The 16,170-nt window shown below is 43.9% G+C and carries 18 protein-coding genes; 6 read left to right on the forward strand and 12 right to left on the reverse strand.

Going from position 1 to position 16,170, the window contains the following annotated elements; translation table 11 throughout:
• The first annotated feature begins 30 nt into the window (after nucleotides 1-30).
• Nucleotides 31-1,104 (forward strand): alkaline phosphatase D family protein, encoded by a 1,074-nt coding sequence (locus AAAA78_RS11780; protein WP_340592245.1) that lies wholly within the window; start codon nucleotides 31-33, stop codon nucleotides 1,102-1,104.
• Here AAAA78_RS11780 and AAAA78_RS11785 read toward each other — a convergent pair.
• Entirely contained in the window at nucleotides 1,096-1,545 is a 450-nt protein-coding gene (locus AAAA78_RS11785) for a DoxX family protein (RefSeq protein ID WP_445292003.1), read from the reverse strand. The two genes, AAAA78_RS11780 and AAAA78_RS11785, sit on opposite strands and share 9 nt — an antisense overlap.
• A gap of 160 nt (nucleotides 1,546-1,705) precedes the next feature.
• Here AAAA78_RS11785 and AAAA78_RS11790 point away from each other — a divergent pair, with 160 nt between their 5' ends.
• Nucleotides 1,706-2,149 carry a MarR family winged helix-turn-helix transcriptional regulator gene (locus tag AAAA78_RS11790; protein ID WP_340592247.1) on the forward strand — a complete coding sequence of 148 codons (444 nt, stop codon included), beginning with the start codon at nucleotides 1,706-1,708 and terminating at the stop codon, nucleotides 2,147-2,149.
• Between the two features lies 1 nt (nucleotide 2,150).
• On the opposite strand, the gene cfa is transcribed toward AAAA78_RS11790, so the two are convergent.
• Both cfa and AAAA78_RS11800 read right to left on the reverse strand, forming a co-directional pair.
• Nucleotides 2,151-3,284 carry a cyclopropane fatty acyl phospholipid synthase gene (gene cfa, locus AAAA78_RS11795; RefSeq protein WP_340592248.1) on the reverse strand — a complete coding sequence of 378 codons (1,134 nt, stop codon included), beginning with the start codon at nucleotides 3,282-3,284 and terminating at the stop codon, nucleotides 2,151-2,153.
• A 126-nt stretch (nucleotides 3,285-3,410) separates the two neighbouring features.
• Nucleotides 3,411-3,998 (reverse strand): alpha/beta hydrolase, encoded by a 588-nt coding sequence (locus AAAA78_RS11800; RefSeq protein WP_340592249.1) that lies wholly within the window; start codon nucleotides 3,996-3,998, stop codon nucleotides 3,411-3,413.
• Nucleotides 3,999-4,458: 460 nt separating this feature from the next.
• Here AAAA78_RS11800 and AAAA78_RS11805 point away from each other — a divergent pair, with 460 nt between their 5' ends.
• Nucleotides 4,459-4,791, forward strand: a complete 333-nt coding sequence (locus AAAA78_RS11805; RefSeq protein WP_340592250.1) for a hypothetical protein — start codon at nucleotides 4,459-4,461, stop codon at nucleotides 4,789-4,791.
• Nucleotides 4,792-4,799: 8 nt separating this feature from the next.
• Here AAAA78_RS11805 and AAAA78_RS11810 read toward each other — a convergent pair whose 3' ends face one another.
• The 4 genes from AAAA78_RS11810 to AAAA78_RS11825 all read right to left on the reverse strand — a co-directional run bounded on the left by AAAA78_RS11810 (nucleotide 4,800) and on the right by AAAA78_RS11825 (nucleotide 7,772).
• Nucleotides 4,800-5,483: a substrate-binding periplasmic protein gene (locus AAAA78_RS11810; RefSeq protein ID WP_340592251.1), complete on the reverse strand. Its 684-nt coding sequence runs from the start codon at nucleotides 5,481-5,483 to the stop codon at nucleotides 4,800-4,802.
• A gap of 156 nt (nucleotides 5,484-5,639) precedes the next feature.
• Nucleotides 5,640-6,959 (reverse strand): hypothetical protein, encoded by a 1,320-nt coding sequence (locus AAAA78_RS11815; protein WP_340592252.1) that lies wholly within the window; start codon nucleotides 6,957-6,959, stop codon nucleotides 5,640-5,642.
• Nucleotides 6,960-6,970: 11 nt separating this feature from the next.
• On the reverse strand, nucleotides 6,971-7,246 hold the full coding sequence (locus AAAA78_RS11820; protein WP_340592253.1) for a hypothetical protein: 276 nt from the start codon (nucleotides 7,244-7,246) through the stop codon (nucleotides 6,971-6,973).
• A gap of 160 nt (nucleotides 7,247-7,406) precedes the next feature.
• The gene (locus AAAA78_RS11825; protein ID WP_340592254.1) at nucleotides 7,407-7,772 is read right to left on the reverse strand and encodes a MerR family transcriptional regulator; all 366 of its coding nucleotides are present in this window, start codon (nucleotides 7,770-7,772) and stop codon (nucleotides 7,407-7,409) included.
• Between the two features lie 48 nt (nucleotides 7,773-7,820).
• Between AAAA78_RS11825 and AAAA78_RS11830 the strand changes: the two genes are divergently transcribed.
• Nucleotides 7,821-8,204, forward strand: a complete 384-nt coding sequence (locus AAAA78_RS11830) for a hypothetical protein (protein WP_340592255.1) — start codon at nucleotides 7,821-7,823, stop codon at nucleotides 8,202-8,204.
• Here the strand turns inward: AAAA78_RS11830 and AAAA78_RS11835 are convergent.
• Nucleotides 8,201-8,578 (reverse strand): group III truncated hemoglobin, encoded by a 378-nt coding sequence (locus AAAA78_RS11835; protein ID WP_340592256.1) that lies wholly within the window; start codon nucleotides 8,576-8,578, stop codon nucleotides 8,201-8,203. The genes AAAA78_RS11830 and AAAA78_RS11835 overlap by 4 nt on opposite strands.
• A gap of 52 nt (nucleotides 8,579-8,630) precedes the next feature.
• Complete coding sequence (locus tag AAAA78_RS11840) at nucleotides 8,631-9,593, reverse strand: hydrogen peroxide-inducible genes activator (RefSeq protein WP_340592257.1); 963 nt, start codon at nucleotides 9,591-9,593, stop codon at nucleotides 8,631-8,633.
• A gap of 200 nt (nucleotides 9,594-9,793) precedes the next feature.
• On the opposite strand from AAAA78_RS11840, the gene ahpC reads away from it, so the two are divergent.
• Complete coding sequence (ahpC, locus tag AAAA78_RS11845) at nucleotides 9,794-10,360, forward strand: alkyl hydroperoxide reductase subunit C (protein WP_340592258.1); 567 nt, start codon at nucleotides 9,794-9,796, stop codon at nucleotides 10,358-10,360.
• Nucleotides 10,361-10,441: 81 nt separating this feature from the next.
• Entirely contained in the window at nucleotides 10,442-12,010 is a 1,569-nt protein-coding gene (gene ahpF, locus AAAA78_RS11850) for an alkyl hydroperoxide reductase subunit F (protein WP_340592259.1), read from the forward strand.
• Here the strand turns inward: ahpF and AAAA78_RS11855 are convergent.
• The 3 genes from AAAA78_RS11855 to AAAA78_RS11865 are packed head-to-tail and all read right to left on the reverse strand — an operon-like array spanning nucleotide 12,007 to nucleotide 16,164.
• Nucleotides 12,007-13,326, reverse strand: coding sequence for a PDC sensor domain-containing protein (locus tag AAAA78_RS11855; RefSeq protein WP_340592260.1), 1,320 nt, complete (start codon nucleotides 13,324-13,326; stop codon nucleotides 12,007-12,009). The genes ahpF and AAAA78_RS11855 overlap by 4 nt on opposite strands.
• A gap of 36 nt (nucleotides 13,327-13,362) precedes the next feature.
• Nucleotides 13,363-15,747 (reverse strand): phospholipase D-like domain-containing protein, encoded by a 2,385-nt coding sequence (locus tag AAAA78_RS11860; RefSeq protein ID WP_340592261.1) that lies wholly within the window; start codon nucleotides 15,745-15,747, stop codon nucleotides 13,363-13,365.
• Nucleotides 15,748-15,807: 60 nt separating this feature from the next.
• The gene (locus AAAA78_RS11865) at nucleotides 15,808-16,164 is read right to left on the reverse strand and encodes a VOC family protein (protein WP_340592262.1); all 357 of its coding nucleotides are present in this window, start codon (nucleotides 16,162-16,164) and stop codon (nucleotides 15,808-15,810) included.
• Between the last annotated feature and the right edge of the window lie 6 nt (nucleotides 16,165-16,170).

Below are 16,170 nucleotides of genomic sequence, written 5' to 3' on the forward strand. Positions count from 1 at the left end.
GCAACCGCGTTACGGCATTTGGAGGTTTCCATGAAGAAGTTATTGCTCATAGTTCTTTTGCTCACCGCTTGTGCGCACACTCCCAAGATTTCTGAATCAACTCCTTCAAAACCGCATGGCGTGGAAACATATGTCTCTTCTTTGCCTGCGCGTGGAATTGATTATTCAACGACACTCACAAAGATCGCTTTTGGTTCTTGCGCAAATCAAGATAAGCCCGAACCTCTTTGGAAAGATATCAGTGCTGCGAATCCGGATTTGTTTTTATTCATGGGTGACAACGTTTACGCGAGCAGCCCTTCGCAACAACCTATTGCGGAACAATACCGTAAGCTTGATTTGATTCCTGAATATCGTGCCGTTCGCGAAAAAGTTCCTTTCATGGCGACATGGGATGATCATGATTTTGGTCAGCGTGACGGAGGGTCGGATTGGACTGGCAAAGACAGTGCCCGCAAAGATTTTCTGAACTATTGGACTTACGTGAGAAACTCCATTCCGCTTGAGCAAGGTGGGGTTTACCATTCAAAAATCATCGGCCCTAAAAAGAAATCCGTGCAAGTGATCATGCTTGATACTCGCTACTATCGCAGTCCATTGAAAGAGCGTCCTGGTATGGAAGGAAAAGCGATGGACTATCTTCCGTCCGAAGACGGCACGATGTTGGGGAAAGAGCAATGGGAGTGGTTGGAAGCCCAACTCAAACGCCCGGCTGACGTGCGCTTTATTGTGAGCAGCATCCAACTTGTTGCCAATGATCCGAAGTTTGAAAAGTGGGGTAACTTTCCGAATGAACGTCAGCGCTTTTTTGATCTTCTTAAGAAAACTCGCGCGAAGAACGTGATTGTTCTTAGTGGCGATCGTCATCTGGCGACTATTGCGAAAGTGGATATTAATTCTTACGGCCCTTTGTATGACATCACTTCAAGCTCCATCAACAAAGGCAACAACTATAACGATGCTGACAGCCACTATATTGGGCCGATCTACAATAAAGAAAACTTTGGCTTAGCGACGATTGATTGGGCTAAGAAAAAAGTTTTGGTTGAGATTCGCGGCTTCAACAATGAAGTCGCGAATTCTGTAGAAATAAAACTAAGATAGTTTTTTACTAACAACAAGATCCGTCGAGTACGCTCCCCCTCCGCGGACGACCAATGCCACAGCAATGGCAATCGCTAGAAGGTGAAATTCCCAACCCTCCCCTTTTTGATTGCCGAACCAGTTCATAAAAAAACCGTTCTGCACATGAGACGTAAGAGCTGCCACCGCCATAACCGCTCCGACAAGAAGCGCGGCCCATCGAGTTCCAATTCCTAAAATCAGAGCAAAGCCTCCAGCAAATTCAGCGGCGATTGCCATAAATGCGAAAGGCGCGGGAATTCCCATCGTATCTGTAAAAAACTGCATTGTGCCCGTGTAGCCATAACCACCGAACGCACCAAAAGTTTTTTGCAATCCGTGAGGGAGAATCATGGCTCCCAGAGCCACTCTTAAGAAAAATTCTGTAAGACTTTTATCTGTCGCCAGTGTTTTTAAAATCAATGATTTCATATTTACATCCTTTATTTGAGTCCTTTATTTGAATCCTTGAAGTTCAACAATATTAGCCACAAGGCTCATTTCAATATTAGTTGCGCGTGCAACTATCTAGAGAATACCAGATTTAGTTGCGCGTGCAACTATTTTGTGGCAGAGTTTAAACATGGACGATAAAAACTCTGCAAATCAGCTAAAAGCTTGGGAAATGTTAATTTCTCGCCATTCTCTTGTTTTGAGAAAGATTGAAAAAGATCTGGAACAACGAAAAGGCGTTCTTCCGCTTCATTGGTATGATGTTCTTTTGGTTTTATATCGTTCACCAGAGCAACGCTTGAGACTCAGTGAAATTGCTGATCGCATTGTAACCAGCCGAAGCGCTTTAACAAGATCCGTTGAAAAACTAGAGCAGGAAGGTCTTCTTACAAAAGAAGTATGTGCCGAAGATAAACGAGGCCAATACGCCCATATTACTTCGGCAGGGAAAAAAGCCCTGAAAGAAACATGGGTCTATTATAAAGCTGCGATTGAAGAACATTTTGGTCAGTATTTTACAAACACCGAGGCCAAAGAGTTTCAAAGACTTTTAGAAAAATTGCCTTCTTCCTAAACTAGCGAAGGCTTGTGTAGCCATTACTTAGGCCGTGCTTCGTTAAAACAATTTGCCACAATTGTGTTCTGCGCGCTCTGAATGTACCCGCGCAACTCAGAAGATAATACTTCCATTTGCGGTAAAATGTTTTATCAAACTTGTCTTGCAACTTAGGCCAGCCGTGATCGAAGTTTTCAAACCAACTTAGCAATGTCTTATCATAGTGAGGGCCGAAGTTGTGCCAGTCCTCCATAACAAAAAGTCCCTCAATGGCAGTCGCGACATGTGAGATGGAAGGTATCATAGAGTTTGGAAAAATGTATTTCTCTATCCAAGGATCCGTTCCGCCTCCCGAAGGTTCACTGTTTCCGATTGTATGTAAAAGAAAAATTCCATCATCCGTAAGACACTCTGCCGCCTTTTTAAAAAACGTCAGGTAGTTCTTTTTACCCACGTGCTCAAACATACCGATAGAAACGATACGATCAAACTGCCCGACTGTTTCGCGGTAGTCTTCCAAACGGATGTCGATGGCAAAGCCTTGGCAATTTTTCTTGGCTTCACTTGCCTGCTCTTTTGAGACTGTGACACCCACACCTTTAATTCCATAATTTTCAGCAGCGTATTTTAAGAATCCACCCCAACCGCAACCGATATCCAGAACTCGCATCCCGGGCTCTAGATAAAGTTTGTCACAGATAAGTTGCAGTTTATTTTCTTGAGCCTCATCAAGACTTAAAGCGTCCTGCCAATAGCCACAGGTGTAGATCATTCTTTTATCCAACATCACGCGGTACAAATCGTCGCTCAAATCATAGTGGAACTCTCCGATCTTGTAGGGATCGTTTCGTCCCAACGTAAGAACTTTGGACTTCAATGATTGCAGTGCCAAGGTCGCAGGATTGACAGCCTCATCCAAACGGGCGCGCAAAAGAAGAAAGAAAAATTGGCTAAGATCTTCACAATCCCACCACCCATCCATATAGGATTCACCCAACCCGAGAGAACCTTGAGCTAAAACCCGATTATAAAATTTTGTATTGTGAACTTTAATGTCCGAGGCCATACGACCGTTGGCGGTGATGCCGGCACGATTAAAAATATTCGTAACAAACTCTTGGGCACTGCTTAGTGACAATGTTTCTGGATTCACCGGTTCTTCCTTTGCAGGTTAGAACCCATATTTTTTCTAGGCTGCGTGGTTATTCAATTTTCTTTGAGGTAATCTGTGAAGTCGCATTAGTGAACGCCGGGTCCGATTTACGGGAACCTCCACCACTTATTTATCTGAACGGCTCCAATCGATATTTTGCGGTTCGTTCTTTTGTTCGGGCAGACTGCCGTTAAACAAAGTTCTGGTCCAAAGGACGACTTCGTCCACGGCAGAATCCAAATGAGTTTCATCAATAACGATGGAGGGAATTTCTAAATCTCTTGTGACATTTTGGGAGTCATCAAAGGGGCCTTGCAACATGATAAGGCCTTTGCAGTAATTCGTTTCTCTGCAAACTTGAGCCATGTATTCGACGCCGACACTGACTCCCACGCCGACAATTTTTTCACTGTCCACGGCTGCATGATCGATTAAAAATCGCAGCGCTGCTTTGATATCCTCTAGTCGTTTGGACGGAGATTCCCAGGGCTGCGCCGCTCCTTCATCATCACCGTAGAAGCTGTGATCCATCACAAGACACACAAATCCCTGCAGCGAAACTTCACGTGCTATCAACTCTGCAATTTGGTTGGTTGCCCCTGTCATGGAGCCTTCAAACAAAAGACCAGGAACGACACCTTGACTGCTTTCTGGTAAAAAAAGAAGTCCTTCAAGCATGCGTCCTTGCGACGTAAAGGTGACGGTGATTTTCATAACTGAACCTCCCGCTCTTATATGATAGATTTGCTTTTGAATCAGACGGAGGTATTTCGCAAACCTTTGTGATTTTACAGAGAAATTCTTTCCCAAAAAATTTCCAGACGTCACCTTGACAAATTTCAGGCTCATCCCAGTTTTTTATTAGAAATATCGTGTTCAACGACAATAATTCAACCGAGGAGGAAAGTTATGACACTCACTGGGTGGCGTAACCTGCTCCATAAGTTCATTGCTGTTATTGGATTTATGGCGCTTATTGCGGTGATAACTGGAGCAACATAAAAGACGGCGCCTGTCGGATTCCCGGTAGGCGCCGAAGACACAACAGTATGTCTTGCTGGGCCTCCGGCATCCCCGCTTTTAAACCTTTTATATTGCAGATAAGGCTCTTAAAAGTTGGTATCGCGATTGCTTTTCTACGAAGACATAACAATCTTTTTGAAAGGCAAATAAAATGAAATCACTTACTAAAAAAATCGTTCAAACTTTAACTTTCGCACTTCTTGCTTTACCGACAATTGGCCACGCCTCAATGCGCGTTTATAATAACACTCAACACGTTGTCAAATTTGCGATCTATCAAGGCTCGGAAGGCAATACGCTTCAAAGCATTGTTGTTCCCGCTAACACGCAAAGAACGCTTTCTTTGGCGAGACAATACAAAATTGTTGTTGTAGTCGACGGCGTGACTTTAGACCCTGTGGTTACTGCAAATCCAAATACGAACTTCAGAGTGATCTCAACTGTTGACCGCGACGGCAACGAAGGTTTCGAAGTACAGTTCTAAACGGTCACTTACTTTTTTTTGCTGCTGCTGTCTTGAAGGTGCTCAAGATAGAAGTCAATGTGGCGATTCGCCTCTTCAAAAGAACTAACTTTATTGAATACCTTCAAAAGAGCCTCGTGATCGGGGCTCTTTTTTAATGCCAATCCATATTCTGTGACAGTGATAAACTTGGGATTGATCTGCAGAGCTTCTCGAAAAGATTGCAGTTTAGGCTCCACCCACATTTGATATTTGAAAACCGTCGCATCCATGGTTATGAAATCGATTCTTTTGTTGGCAAGCTTCAACAAATTGTTCAGATCAGTCGAGGCGTTTTCGACTTTGAGTTTATTTGTTTCTGCCAGCTCTTTAATTCCAGGACGAAGTTCGACTCCTGTCACATTACCCATCGTGAACTTGCTCAAATCTTCGATCTTATCCCACGTGATGGGATTTTGTTTTCTTTCAACAATCACCCACTTAGCCCGATAGATGGGTTTTGAGTAAAGAAAATCCGCTAGATCTTTAGCCGCGTATGGAAATATCCCGCCTACACTCGCATCCGAACGCGCGATGACCTTCGCTCGCTCCCATGGCGCAAAGCGAACTTCAAGATCGTAGCCCGCTTTTTTTAACAATTTTCTGAGAGCGAAAATTCCAGCACCCTGATCTTTCATACTTTCAGATAAAAACGGAGGAGACTCCGTGGACATCAAAACTATTTTTTTGGACTTTGTTTTTGCATTCAGCGAGAGCGGTAGAGATATTACTCCGGATAAAAGAAATACGCTAAGAATTCCCCAGAGAGAAGTACGCATACTTCTCTTATACTAACCGTATTTGGAAAATATGGAATAGGTTTATGATTTTTAATTTTTTCGGCAGAATAGAACGGCGACGTTTTTAGGACGTGTTTCTGCACCGCCAGTACTGCTTAACACACCTGTTATCGTGCTTTTGTCGTATCCCGTGACTTGGGTCGATCCATCTAAGTCTCCGTCAGCACCTGACGTGCCGGAAACAAAGTATCCATTGGGTGAATGCGTGTGGCTTTTAAAATCGTCCACTTGTACGCTTCCGGGAGCACGGGTCCCGCTCGGATCGTTACCAGCACCGTTGTCGATCCCACGAAGAAACCGACCTCGGGCGGCTGTGTACTCGGTCCAACCGGAAGGGCAGCTTGTTAAATCAAATGCCATGACCGCGCCGGTGGGTATACTGCTCGATCCAGTGAAAGATTGCCAAGCGATGCCATCACAAAACTCCATAATTTTCAGAGTTGAATTATAGCGCTGTGAACCTTCTTGGCTGGCAGTACACGCTGTCATGGACCCCAGCTTGATACCGCCGACAACCTCAAGGGTGGCTGCCGGATTGGTTGTGCCGATGCCGATATTTCCTCCGGTAAGGATGGTCATTTTAGTGGTTCCGCCGGTTTCAAAATTTAAAGCATAAGCATCATTTGTACCTAAAGTGGCGGCTCCAGAAAAACTGTTTCCGCCATTAGCAAAAATATTTGAAGCCGAATAATTTGTACATCCCATCACTCCCCCGCTGTCGAATGTCATCAACTGTCCTACCGCACAGGTAAATGTTGTAACCGCAGCTCCTGTGCCATCACTGGCAAGAAGACGGCTGGCGGTCAGAGACGTTACACCTGTCCCCCCCTTGCTCACAGGAACTGTCGGAAGTTGGGATGCAGATAGCGCAATTGTCTGACACAAAAATTTTCCAGAAACAGAACTCCAGTAAGGAGTCTCGTGAGCCGCACAATTGGCACTACCAACAGCGGTATTAAATGCAGAGATGGTATGGTAGGTATCCAGTGTGGAGTTTAAATTTGTAACGTCATTCATTCCAATGGCAGCCGCCAACCACTGAGTTCCGTCATACTTGAGGAATTGATCAGTTACAGGAGTTGTATTTGAAACTGCAACACCCTGAAGTTTTAGAACCGCAGGGTTCGGATAACTTCCGCCTAAATCTCCACCAGCACTGCCCGTTGGCGCACGTGAATCTGTAAAACGAGAATCATTCCCCGCAGCCACAGTTCCCGCCGAGGTTCCCACATTGAGGGTCAATTGAGGAGTCGAGTTTCCATTCGCGACGGAAATATAAGAATTCATCGAGGAAACTGAAGTCACCGTTCCTCCCAAAGCGCCACTCACCGGAATACAAGCTAAAGACATCCCATCCCAAGTTAAAAACTGGTTTGAGTTACTAGTCCTGAGATGTACTGAACGGAACCCGAACCAATAGGAACATCAAAAACTCCTCCAGAGTTTGTCATGTTGTAACCGTCGATTTGCTCTTGATAAATCAGGCAGCTCCCGCTCGGATCCAGAATCCTAAAAACAAAGGAGACGTTGCCGTTTTCAAAAGGTGTTTTGTCAGATTTAAGAATGCGGCCTTGGAAAGTAAGAGAGCTGGAGCTTGCCGAAATGCTTGCGGCCTCCGTGGTTGAAACACAAAACAATAGTAAAGTTATTTGCTTTAAAGCCCTAGGAAAGGATAGACATCGGGCTAAATGCATATGTCCCCCAGTGAAACGTTCCAGAATTCCCTATAGATATTATCGGATTCAAAGGGGCACACCTAAAGTGAGAAACCAAAGTCGCACCTTAAAATGGTGTAATTTAGACGGACTTGGATTCAACACCAAACGGGCACGTTGACTGCAGAATTTCGCGAACATTTTTTTGAAACTTTTTTATTAAGGCAACTCGTTCGTCTAAGGCATCGAGTTTTTTAGTAAGTTCCGAACGGAGCTTATCTTTAGTTAAAGCTCCTTGCTGGAGAGCTCTTGCTAGCGATTGAATTTCTTTAAGGGTAAATCCTAAATCTTTGGCCTGTAACACCAAAAGAAGAAGTCCTTCAGATTCAGGAGGGAAATCACGGTAATTAGAGTCTCCCCTTTTAGCTCGAATAATTCCCATTGTTTCATAATAGCGCACTTTTGAGACGGACAATCCCACTTTTTTTGCTAATTCGCCAATTTTCATAATTTTCCTCTTGAGTCTAAAGTATACATGAAGGTTTACAGTAACAGTATGGAATCAAAAAGATATAAAAAAATAGTTCAAGCCAGCGCACTCTATGACTTAATTGTGTCAGCCCCCTTTGCAACACCCTGGACATTCAAATGGCTGCATCATGGATTAGGACATTTCGTTACGCTTCCGGAATATCAACCTATGCATATATTGTTTGCTAACCTAATGGGAAGCGTCGTTGTTGTTTGGTCGACCTTGCGTCTTCGTCAGTATAACGAGATTTTTGGTTTATATGACGGAATAGCTCGCCTGTTATTCTTTACATGGCAAATGTATTATTTCATAGGATTTCAAGCTCCTTGGATCGTTGGAGTTTTTGCCATATTTGAAATTACCTTTGGAATTTTACAGTTGGGTTTTAGAAAAAATCTCAAGACTTAATTCGGATCCAGCAAACTCAAATTAATCATAAAGTTCCGCGCAATACGCATGGCGCGCTCTTTGGCTTCACTGGCTTTTAAGCCGATGAAATGTTCGTCCACGGTTTCTGTGAACAGACGAAGCCAACGTTCGAAGTGGCCGAACTGCAAATTAAGTTTCATGTGTGGAGGAAAGGGACGACCACGATAAGTGTCGTCGCCTAACAATAAATCCGACCAAAAATTATATAATTTTGGAAGATGCTCATCCCAATCTACTTTCGCGACATCGTTGAAAATCGGCCCGATCAAAGTGTCTTTGCGAACTTTGGCGTAAAAGCTATCCACGAGTAATTGAATATCTTCTCTTGTTTCAATCGGTTTACGTTTTTCCATTTCAATAATCCTTATTTATCGCGCCGCAATTCAAAAAGGTACGCCGTACCTCTTAGGCGATTGGCAAGACATCCAGATCTTTTGGACGAATCTTGCGGAGTTCTTCGGGGATTGATTTTAGAATCGCCTCCCCTAGGCTTTCTATCAATTCGCTTTTGTAGTGTTCGCGGCGATAGACTAAACCAATTTCCCTGGCAGGAATTGGTCGTTCGAATTGTACAACCTGACTATGCTCCCCGATTTGTTCGGTGGCAAGGTGTGGAAGCAAAGTGTACCCCCCGTAGAGATCCACAAGATTCTTAAGGGTCTCTAAGCTTCCGCTTTCAAATTTATATTTGCGATGCACACCGCTTTTATTTTTCTTAATAGAACAAAGATCTAAAACTTGATTGCGCAAGCAATGACCTTCTTCTAGGAGCCACACGTCTTCCATACGAAGACTTTGATATTTCACCTTTTTAGACTGTGCATATTCGTGATCCTTATCGCATAAGACATAAAATGGTTCGTAATAAAGAGGAAATTCAAACATCTTCGCCACTTGTGTTGGCGTCGCCAAAATTCCGACATCAATTTCGTCGTCATCCAAAGCTTTTAAAATTTGATCGGTCTGCAATTCTTTGATGTTGAGTTCTACTTCAGGGAAAAGTTCTTCACACATCGGAAGAAGTCGCGGCAATAAATAAGGAGCTACTGTTGGGATCACTCCCACAACGAGCGAGCCTTGTTTTGCGCCTTTTTTTTCTTGCTGGATCAGATTCTCAATTTTTCTGGCCTCAAAAAGGACCGTCTGCATTTGAGATATCAACTTTTTTCCCATGTGTGTCAGAAGGATCGGCTTTTTAGAGCGGTCAAAAATCACCACACCTAAGTCCTCTTCCAACTTCTGAATTTGCATGCTTAAAGTCGGTTGCGTTACAAAACAAGCCTCTGCCGCCTTAGCAAAATGCCCATATTTATGGACTGCCATCACATATTCGAGCTGCGTCAAAGAAAAGTTCACTTTTGGGGTCATAGAATTGCTCCTATATTAGGCATTATGCCGTAATAGACAAAATCTATCAATCCATATTTATAATCGATTTCATTAAAAAAGGTTGATCCCCTACTATGAAAGACGAAAGATGTCCTCTGGTAACGAAGGCTATTAGAGGCCCTCATTTTTTTTAACCACGACTCCGGCGAAATCGGAGTGCAACCATCTAAGGAGAAAACATGCAAACTCTTATCAACACGAAAGTGCCTGACTTTAAAGTTCAAGCTTTCCACCACGGTGATTTCAAAACTGTGACTCAAAACGACCTTAAAGGTAAATGGGCGATTTTCTTTTTCTACCCAGCAGACTTCACATTCGTTTGCCCAACTGAATTGGGTGACATGGCTGACAAATATGCTGACTTCCAAAAATTGGGCGTAGAAGTTTACGGTGTTTCTACAGACACTCACTTCACTCACAAAGCATGGCATGATGCTTCTGAAACAATCAAAAAAATCAAATACCCAATGTTGGCAGACCCTACATTCCAATTGACTCGCGCATTCGGTGTACACATTGAAGAAGAAGGTCTTGCTTACCGCGGTACTTTCTTGGTGAACCCAGAAGGCAAAATCGTATTGGCTGAAGTTCAAGACAACGGTATCGGCCGCAACGCTGATGAGTTGTACCGCAAAACTCAAGCAGCTCAATACATCGCTGCAAACCCAGGCGAAGTTTGCCCTGCTAAATGGACTCCAGGCAAAGCAACTTTGAAACCTGGTTTGGACCTTGTTGGTAAAATCTAATTTTTAGATTTTAATAAGTCCCCGCAATTTCGGCGGGGACTTCTCTCCCTTAAGTCTCTCGATCTCTAGTTAGGAGGCGTTATGTCACTCGACTCTCAAATTAAAGAACAACTAACTTCCGTCTTCGGAAAACTTGAAAACACCGTAGAGCTTATCTATGAAAACAGCTCGCATGAAGATCAAAAAGACCTGATCGAAATGCTTGAGGATGTGGCTAGCACTTCTTCTAAAATCGTTGTCAGCAAAAATGCTGCTGGCAATTCGCCCATGCCTCAGTTTCATATTGCCTACCAAGGCAAACCCACAGGAATTATTTTTAAAGGTATTCCTGGCGGACATGAATTTACTTCTTTGATCCTTGCTATCCTCAACACGGACGGCAAAGGAAAAGTTCTTGATGAAGTGATCGCCGATCGCGTGCGACGCTTAAAGAAAAACATCACAGTTCAATCATACATCTCATTAACTTGCGAAAACTGCCCTGATGTTGTGCAAGCTTTGAATCAGTTTGCTTTAGTTCACGGAAGCCTTCGTCATGAAATTATTGACGGTGGCTACGTACAAGACGACGTGAAAGCTCTTGGCATCCAAGGTGTTCCTTCTTTGGTTGCTAACGCAAAAATGTTTCACTCAGGTCGTATTTCTCTTTTAGATTTATTAGCGAAACTTGAATCTACATTCGGTGTCGATGAAACAGCGGCTCCAGCTGAGCCTGTGAATAAAAACTTAGGTCATTTTGAAGTTCTTGTCGTGGGCGGTGGCCCTGCAGGCGCTTCGGCTGCGATCTACAGTGTTCGTAAGGGGTTAAGCACGGCTATGATCACAGAAAAAATCGGTGGTCAGGTGCAAGAAACCAAAGGCATTGAGAACTTAATCTCTGTGACTTACACAGAAGGTCCTCAATTGGCGGCACAGTTGAATCAACACGTGGCAAGTTACCCAATCAAAGTTTTTGAAAATCGCCGTGTTAAAAAGATCCGTACCGAAGGCGGACTAAAAGCCATTGAACTTGAAAGTGGAGAACACCTCACTGCCGATTCGATCATTGTCACAACAGGCGCTAAATGGCGTGAACTCGGTGTTGAAGGTGAAAAAGAATATTTGGGCCGTGGAGTTGCTTACTGCCCTCACTGTGATGGACCTTTCTATAAAGGTAAAAAAGTAGCTGTGATCGGCGGAGGAAACTCTGGCGTTGAAGCGGCGATTGACCTTGCAGGTATCGTGCGTGAAGTGGTTGTGTTTGAATATAACGATCAATTGAAAGCCGACAAAATCTTGGTAGATAAACTTAAATCATTGCCAAATGTTTCTATTATCACGAGTGCAAAAACTGAAAAGATCACAGGCGATGGAAGCAAAGTAACTCAGCTTGAATACGTGGACCGTTCGGTCAACAAACCAGAGAAAATCGATCTTGATGGTATCTTCGTACAAATCGGTCTTGTTCCCAACAGTCAGTTCTTAAAAGACACTGTGGAGCTAACTAAGTTTGGCGAAATCGTTGTCGATGAAAAAGGTCGCACATCCCTGCCAGGCATTTACGCTGCCGGAGACGTAACAACGACTCCTTACAAGCAGATCGTGATTGCTATGGGTGAAGGTGCAAAAGCGGCTCTGGCCTCTTTTGAAGACCGCATGTACAAACACTAGCTCTTGCGCGTCTCTCGGATTTTTTTCGCCATAGAAGCGAAGGATCGCGAGAGCCTGCCGATTTCATCTTTGCGTTCAACGGGCAAGGCGATTTCGCTTTCGCCCTTCGCAATGCTTTCAGTGGCGCGGATGAACTGCTCTAGCGGTTCAGCCACCTTTCTTCTAAAGATCAGATATAAAAGCGCAATATCCAAAAGCAGGGAACCTACGCCAACCAGAATAATAAAAATCGCCGCGCTATTGGCCGTTTGCCGAATCAACGACTTCGGAGAAACCGTTACAAAGTACCAGTCCGTTTCAGGTAGATAGCTCACGGCCAAAAACCGGTCGTACTCACTTTGGTTGATGATTTTTTCCGCTGTATTTCCACGAAAATTTCTTTTTATCTCGTTGAAAATATCCAAGAGTTGCGAGTCTTGAGCGTTATCGACTGAAAGAAGTCCTTTAGCGGCCACAATCTGATCCATTTTCTGAGGATGCGCAATCAAGCGACCGTTACCACTGATGAGGATATTATAAGTTCCCGGTAAGCCCTCATTGGTGGTTCGAGTGATCAAATCATCAATCATAACGTCATGTCCGATAACTCCAGCCAAGAATCCCCGACTGTCATCAAAGGGCGTGCTCGCGGAAACCATCCACTTGTGGATCGCATCGTCGAAATAAACTCCCGACCAGCGCGTTTTGCGCTCGGGATTGTTTTGTTTTTTTCCGATTTGATAAAGTTCGTAACTTGAGTAATCAAAGTTAGCAGGTGTGCCAGCGCTCCAATCCGGGAACTCGGGCCAATAAACGATGTTCGCATTTTCGGACAAAGCAATATAAGTGTCCGTGAATCTCACATGAAAGGCCGGAGCATACCGCAAAAGGATCTTTGAAAATGCGACGACTTTTCTGCGAAACAAAGCGTCGTTATTGGCGTTTTTTGCGACCCAAATATCCAGTTCTTTTTTTACACCAGGTTTCGAATGTGGCGAGCGCAAAGCTCCGTCCGGATCTCTGCGTACCAAAGAGTTAAACTCCGCCACTGGATCTTCACTGGATTTTTCTATTTTTCGGAAAACGTCGATCAGTTCTTTTCTGAGAGCATACTGATTATCTCGGGCCAGTTTAAAAATTTCTCTTTCCCTAAGTGAACGCTCGCGTACGTACTTTTCAAGAGTCGTCAGAGACGTCTTTTCTATTTCGTGAGATAAATGCCAATACGTGAGCCCCGCCGTCACACCGACGACAAGAGAAACCCGCAAAACAATCGCTGTGAGCGTTGTTGATGTTAGAGAATGACGCTGTTCCTTCAGCTTCGTCCAAAAACTCATTTATCCTACCGTCTCCGAAACGGGTCCTTTTATTCTTTAAATCAACTGTAAAAGCTCGTCGTATTCTGTTTCCAGCATTTGCTGCTTGGATTTTTGTTCGCTGGACTCATCTGCACGATCGTTATTCTGTATCGGCACTTGATTGTAGTCCACTAACTGAAGACTCAACTGATAAATTCTTTCGCTTAAGTTGAAAATCAACTTTTTGATGAACTCCCCGTTTTTGCCTTCGATAAGTTTTGGATTGATCTTCGCAAGCTGAGCTTTTGCCATCTGCCAATCACGCTCGCGCATGCTTTGGATTCCTTCGCCGCGAACGTAAAGGTCTGTCTTATTTTCCAAGAGTCCTGAGTTACGAGTCAAATCGTCCACCCATTCAGTATATTCACGAGCAAACTGAGGCACATTGCGCAGAAGCATTCCGTTGTTTGTATCCATATAGAAACTGCGCACGTCCAAATTCGCCGACCCGATCAAGACATCATCGCCAAAGACAGAGACTTTTGAGTGCAAGGAAAGCTTTCCACCTTTGTCATCCGTCCCCTTGTATTCCAAATATTCAAACGTCGGAGCTGATTTATTTTTTCTCCGATAGACGTCAAAGAAAGCCCGCAATTGGTATTTGGCGAAAACATTCATAAAGAACAAGTCCGTTGACTGCTCGGAGTTCGTGATGAACGTCACTTTCACGTTCTTACAATTCCAACGACCATCGAGCATTTTTCCAAAGGCGCGCACCAGATTTGCCGGAGGCATATAGTAAGCACTATGGAAAATCACGCGCTGACTTTTTCCCGTCGTACGGGAAACTTCACAGACGTTTTCAAGTTCTTTCATCCAAGCCGCGTGAATGTTTTTACCGTTGAGTTCCTCGCGGTCTTCACCCCATGGAGCCCAGCTGCGCTTAGAGGCTCCATAGATGCGATCTTGATTGCTTTGGTCTTTATCGACAAAGCTAAACGGCAAGTTTTCGACATAGTACGCCGCCATCTTTTGTGCATCGCTATCAGAAATTCTAAAGTGTTTGTCTGACGGTTTTCTGACGTATTCACGATAGAAAGTATCCGCCTTTTGTTGCCATTCTTTTTCAATACGCGCTTGACGGTCTTGTTGCACAGTAAATGAACTTGCTGAAACGCGATTTGACAAACAACTTGCTAGAGCTGAACGGTTTTTGCCCATTTGCGATTTACAAGACTCAAGACTTTGCTTTAACCAGTCTGCATTTACAACCCAGTCGTGAGGCATAAAGCTATAGGCTTCGTTTGCAGTCCACACCATCGGTTTGTAATTCCAAAGACGGTCATAGGCGTTAGCGATATCGCGTCCACCGCGAGTGATGTTGGCAAAAAGATCCGTGTCTCTAAAGATATATTTATCCGTAAGATGATTCTTTTTCATGTGATAAGAGTTTTCGATATTACGACCACCCAATTGCACCATGCGATCTTCCAGCAAGATCATCTTGTGGTGCGTGTAGTCTGTAAAATGAAGCCAATCATTCCACGAATGAGGTTTTGGCTGGTCGAGTGGCACTCGTCCATAAACTTCATAAAGAATGGGATTAAGCGTACTTCCCATAAAGACCATGCCTAACGCGATCTTTAAGCGCGCAATATAATTGCCGTCGATTTTATTTTCTTTCAGAAGTTTTAAATTTTTAAAGATTGATTCGAGATCCACGTCGGCCGCGGCAGCGACGTTGCGTTTCTGCGAATTGTTCCAGCGATGAGACACACTGAAAGTTTTAAGATCCAGCTCTTGTCCGCCCATGATGGCGAGTTTTAACAAGTCGAGATTCTGTGCATAGATGGCAGAAAGCAAAAGACGCGCATAAATGTCGGCATCTTTCGTTGTGCCGGTTTTAATCTGCGCCCATTTTGCGTCTGAACAATCACTGGCTTTTGATTTTGCGTCCTTTTTAGCACAAGGCATTGTTAAGAAACGGGCATCACGAATCATTAAGTCCGTCGGTTTTCCGTAAAAACGAACTTCCAGATTTCCTCTTCCTAATTTTTGCATCAAAAGAAGTTCATCCAAAGTTTTGTAGTTTACGAAAAAGTCCAAAAGAATGCGCACCTTCACGCCGCGTGCTGTGGCTTTCAACAACTCCTCAGTCATCACCGAAGACGAATGATCGTGACTGTAGATGTAATAAACCAAACGGATGGTCTCACCCGCTTTGGCTGCGCGAATCATTCTGATTTTGGATTCAAATGCGTCATCGTTATCCACCAAAACTTCTGTACCAGAAAGACGAAGATCTTTTGTGGAAGAAAACTTATCCAGATCTTTTTGTGTGATGAGATCCATTCCTGACAAGAAGGAATTGGGCTCACGCGTAGAAGAAGAAGGTGTCATTGTCGTGCATGAGTTCAATGCAAAAACAGCACAAAACAGAAAACCAATTTGTTTTTTCATGATTTGGTACTCCAACAAAAACTTATCGGAGTCCGAGAGATTCTCTAAATAGACCTAAGGTTAGTGCTCACTCAGTTCGATCGAATGACCATCGGGATCTAACACAATGGCTTTCATTCCGTCGGGCATCTCTGTCGGGTCCAAAATGCACATGGCCCCGGGGATTTTCATCAGTTCCCCGACAGTTTTTTCCAAATCTGTAATCCTGAAACCCAATTGCAGACTGGGAATTTGAGATCTCTGCGCATTTTGGATGGAGTATAAAGAAAACTCCACAGCGTTGTGAACGGCTCTGTGCACTTCACTCCCCTTATCAACTTTTGACGCTGTAAATTGAAAGCCGATAATTCGATAAAATCCCAGCATGTCCTGTAGGCGCGGGGTATTTATTGTGATAGAAGTGATTAACAAACTCATTGGTCT

Source organism: Bdellovibrio sp. BCCA (assembly GCF_037996825.1).
Classification (GTDB): domain Bacteria; phylum Bdellovibrionota; class Bdellovibrionia; order Bdellovibrionales; family Bdellovibrionaceae; genus Bdellovibrio.

Bases quoted from the DNA above. Each gene is read 5' to 3' on its own strand.
- AAAA78_RS11805 (WP_340592250.1), top strand. From the start codon at position 4,459: ATGAAATCACTTACTAAAAAAATCGTTCAAACTTTAACTTTCGCACTT.
- AAAA78_RS11840 (WP_340592257.1), bottom strand. From the start codon at position 9,593: ATGACCCCAAAAGTGAACTTTTCTTTGACGCAGCTCGAATATGTGATG.
- AAAA78_RS11855 (WP_340592260.1), bottom strand. From the start codon at position 13,326: ATGAGTTTTTGGACGAAGCTGAAGGAACAGCGTCATTCTCTAACATCA.
- AAAA78_RS11815 (WP_340592252.1), bottom strand. From the start codon at position 6,959: ATGTCTTTAGCTTGTATTCCGGTGAGTGGCGCTTTGGGAGGAACGGTG.
- AAAA78_RS11790 (WP_340592247.1), top strand. From the start codon at position 1,706: ATGGACGATAAAAACTCTGCAAATCAGCTAAAAGCTTGGGAAATGTTA.
- AAAA78_RS11810 (WP_340592251.1), bottom strand. From the start codon at position 5,483: ATGTCCACGGAGTCTCCTCCGTTTTTATCTGAAAGTATGAAAGATCAG.
- AAAA78_RS11825 (WP_340592254.1), bottom strand. From the start codon at position 7,772: ATGAAAATTGGCGAATTAGCAAAAAAAGTGGGATTGTCCGTCTCAAAA.
- AAAA78_RS11780 (WP_340592245.1), top strand. From the start codon at position 31: ATGAAGAAGTTATTGCTCATAGTTCTTTTGCTCACCGCTTGTGCGCAC.
- ahpC (WP_340592258.1), top strand. From the start codon at position 9,794: ATGCAAACTCTTATCAACACGAAAGTGCCTGACTTTAAAGTTCAAGCT.
- AAAA78_RS11830 (WP_340592255.1), top strand. From the start codon at position 7,821: ATGGAATCAAAAAGATATAAAAAAATAGTTCAAGCCAGCGCACTCTAT.
- AAAA78_RS11800 (WP_340592249.1), bottom strand. From the start codon at position 3,998: ATGAAAATCACCGTCACCTTTACGTCGCAAGGACGCATGCTTGAAGGA.
- AAAA78_RS11860 (WP_340592261.1), bottom strand. From the start codon at position 15,747: ATGAAAAAACAAATTGGTTTTCTGTTTTGTGCTGTTTTTGCATTGAAC.
- ahpF (WP_340592259.1), top strand. From the start codon at position 10,442: ATGTCACTCGACTCTCAAATTAAAGAACAACTAACTTCCGTCTTCGGA.
- AAAA78_RS11835 (WP_340592256.1), bottom strand. From the start codon at position 8,578: ATGGAAAAACGTAAACCGATTGAAACAAGAGAAGATATTCAATTACTC.
- AAAA78_RS11865 (WP_340592262.1), bottom strand. From the start codon at position 16,164: ATGAGTTTGTTAATCACTTCTATCACAATAAATACCCCGCGCCTACAG.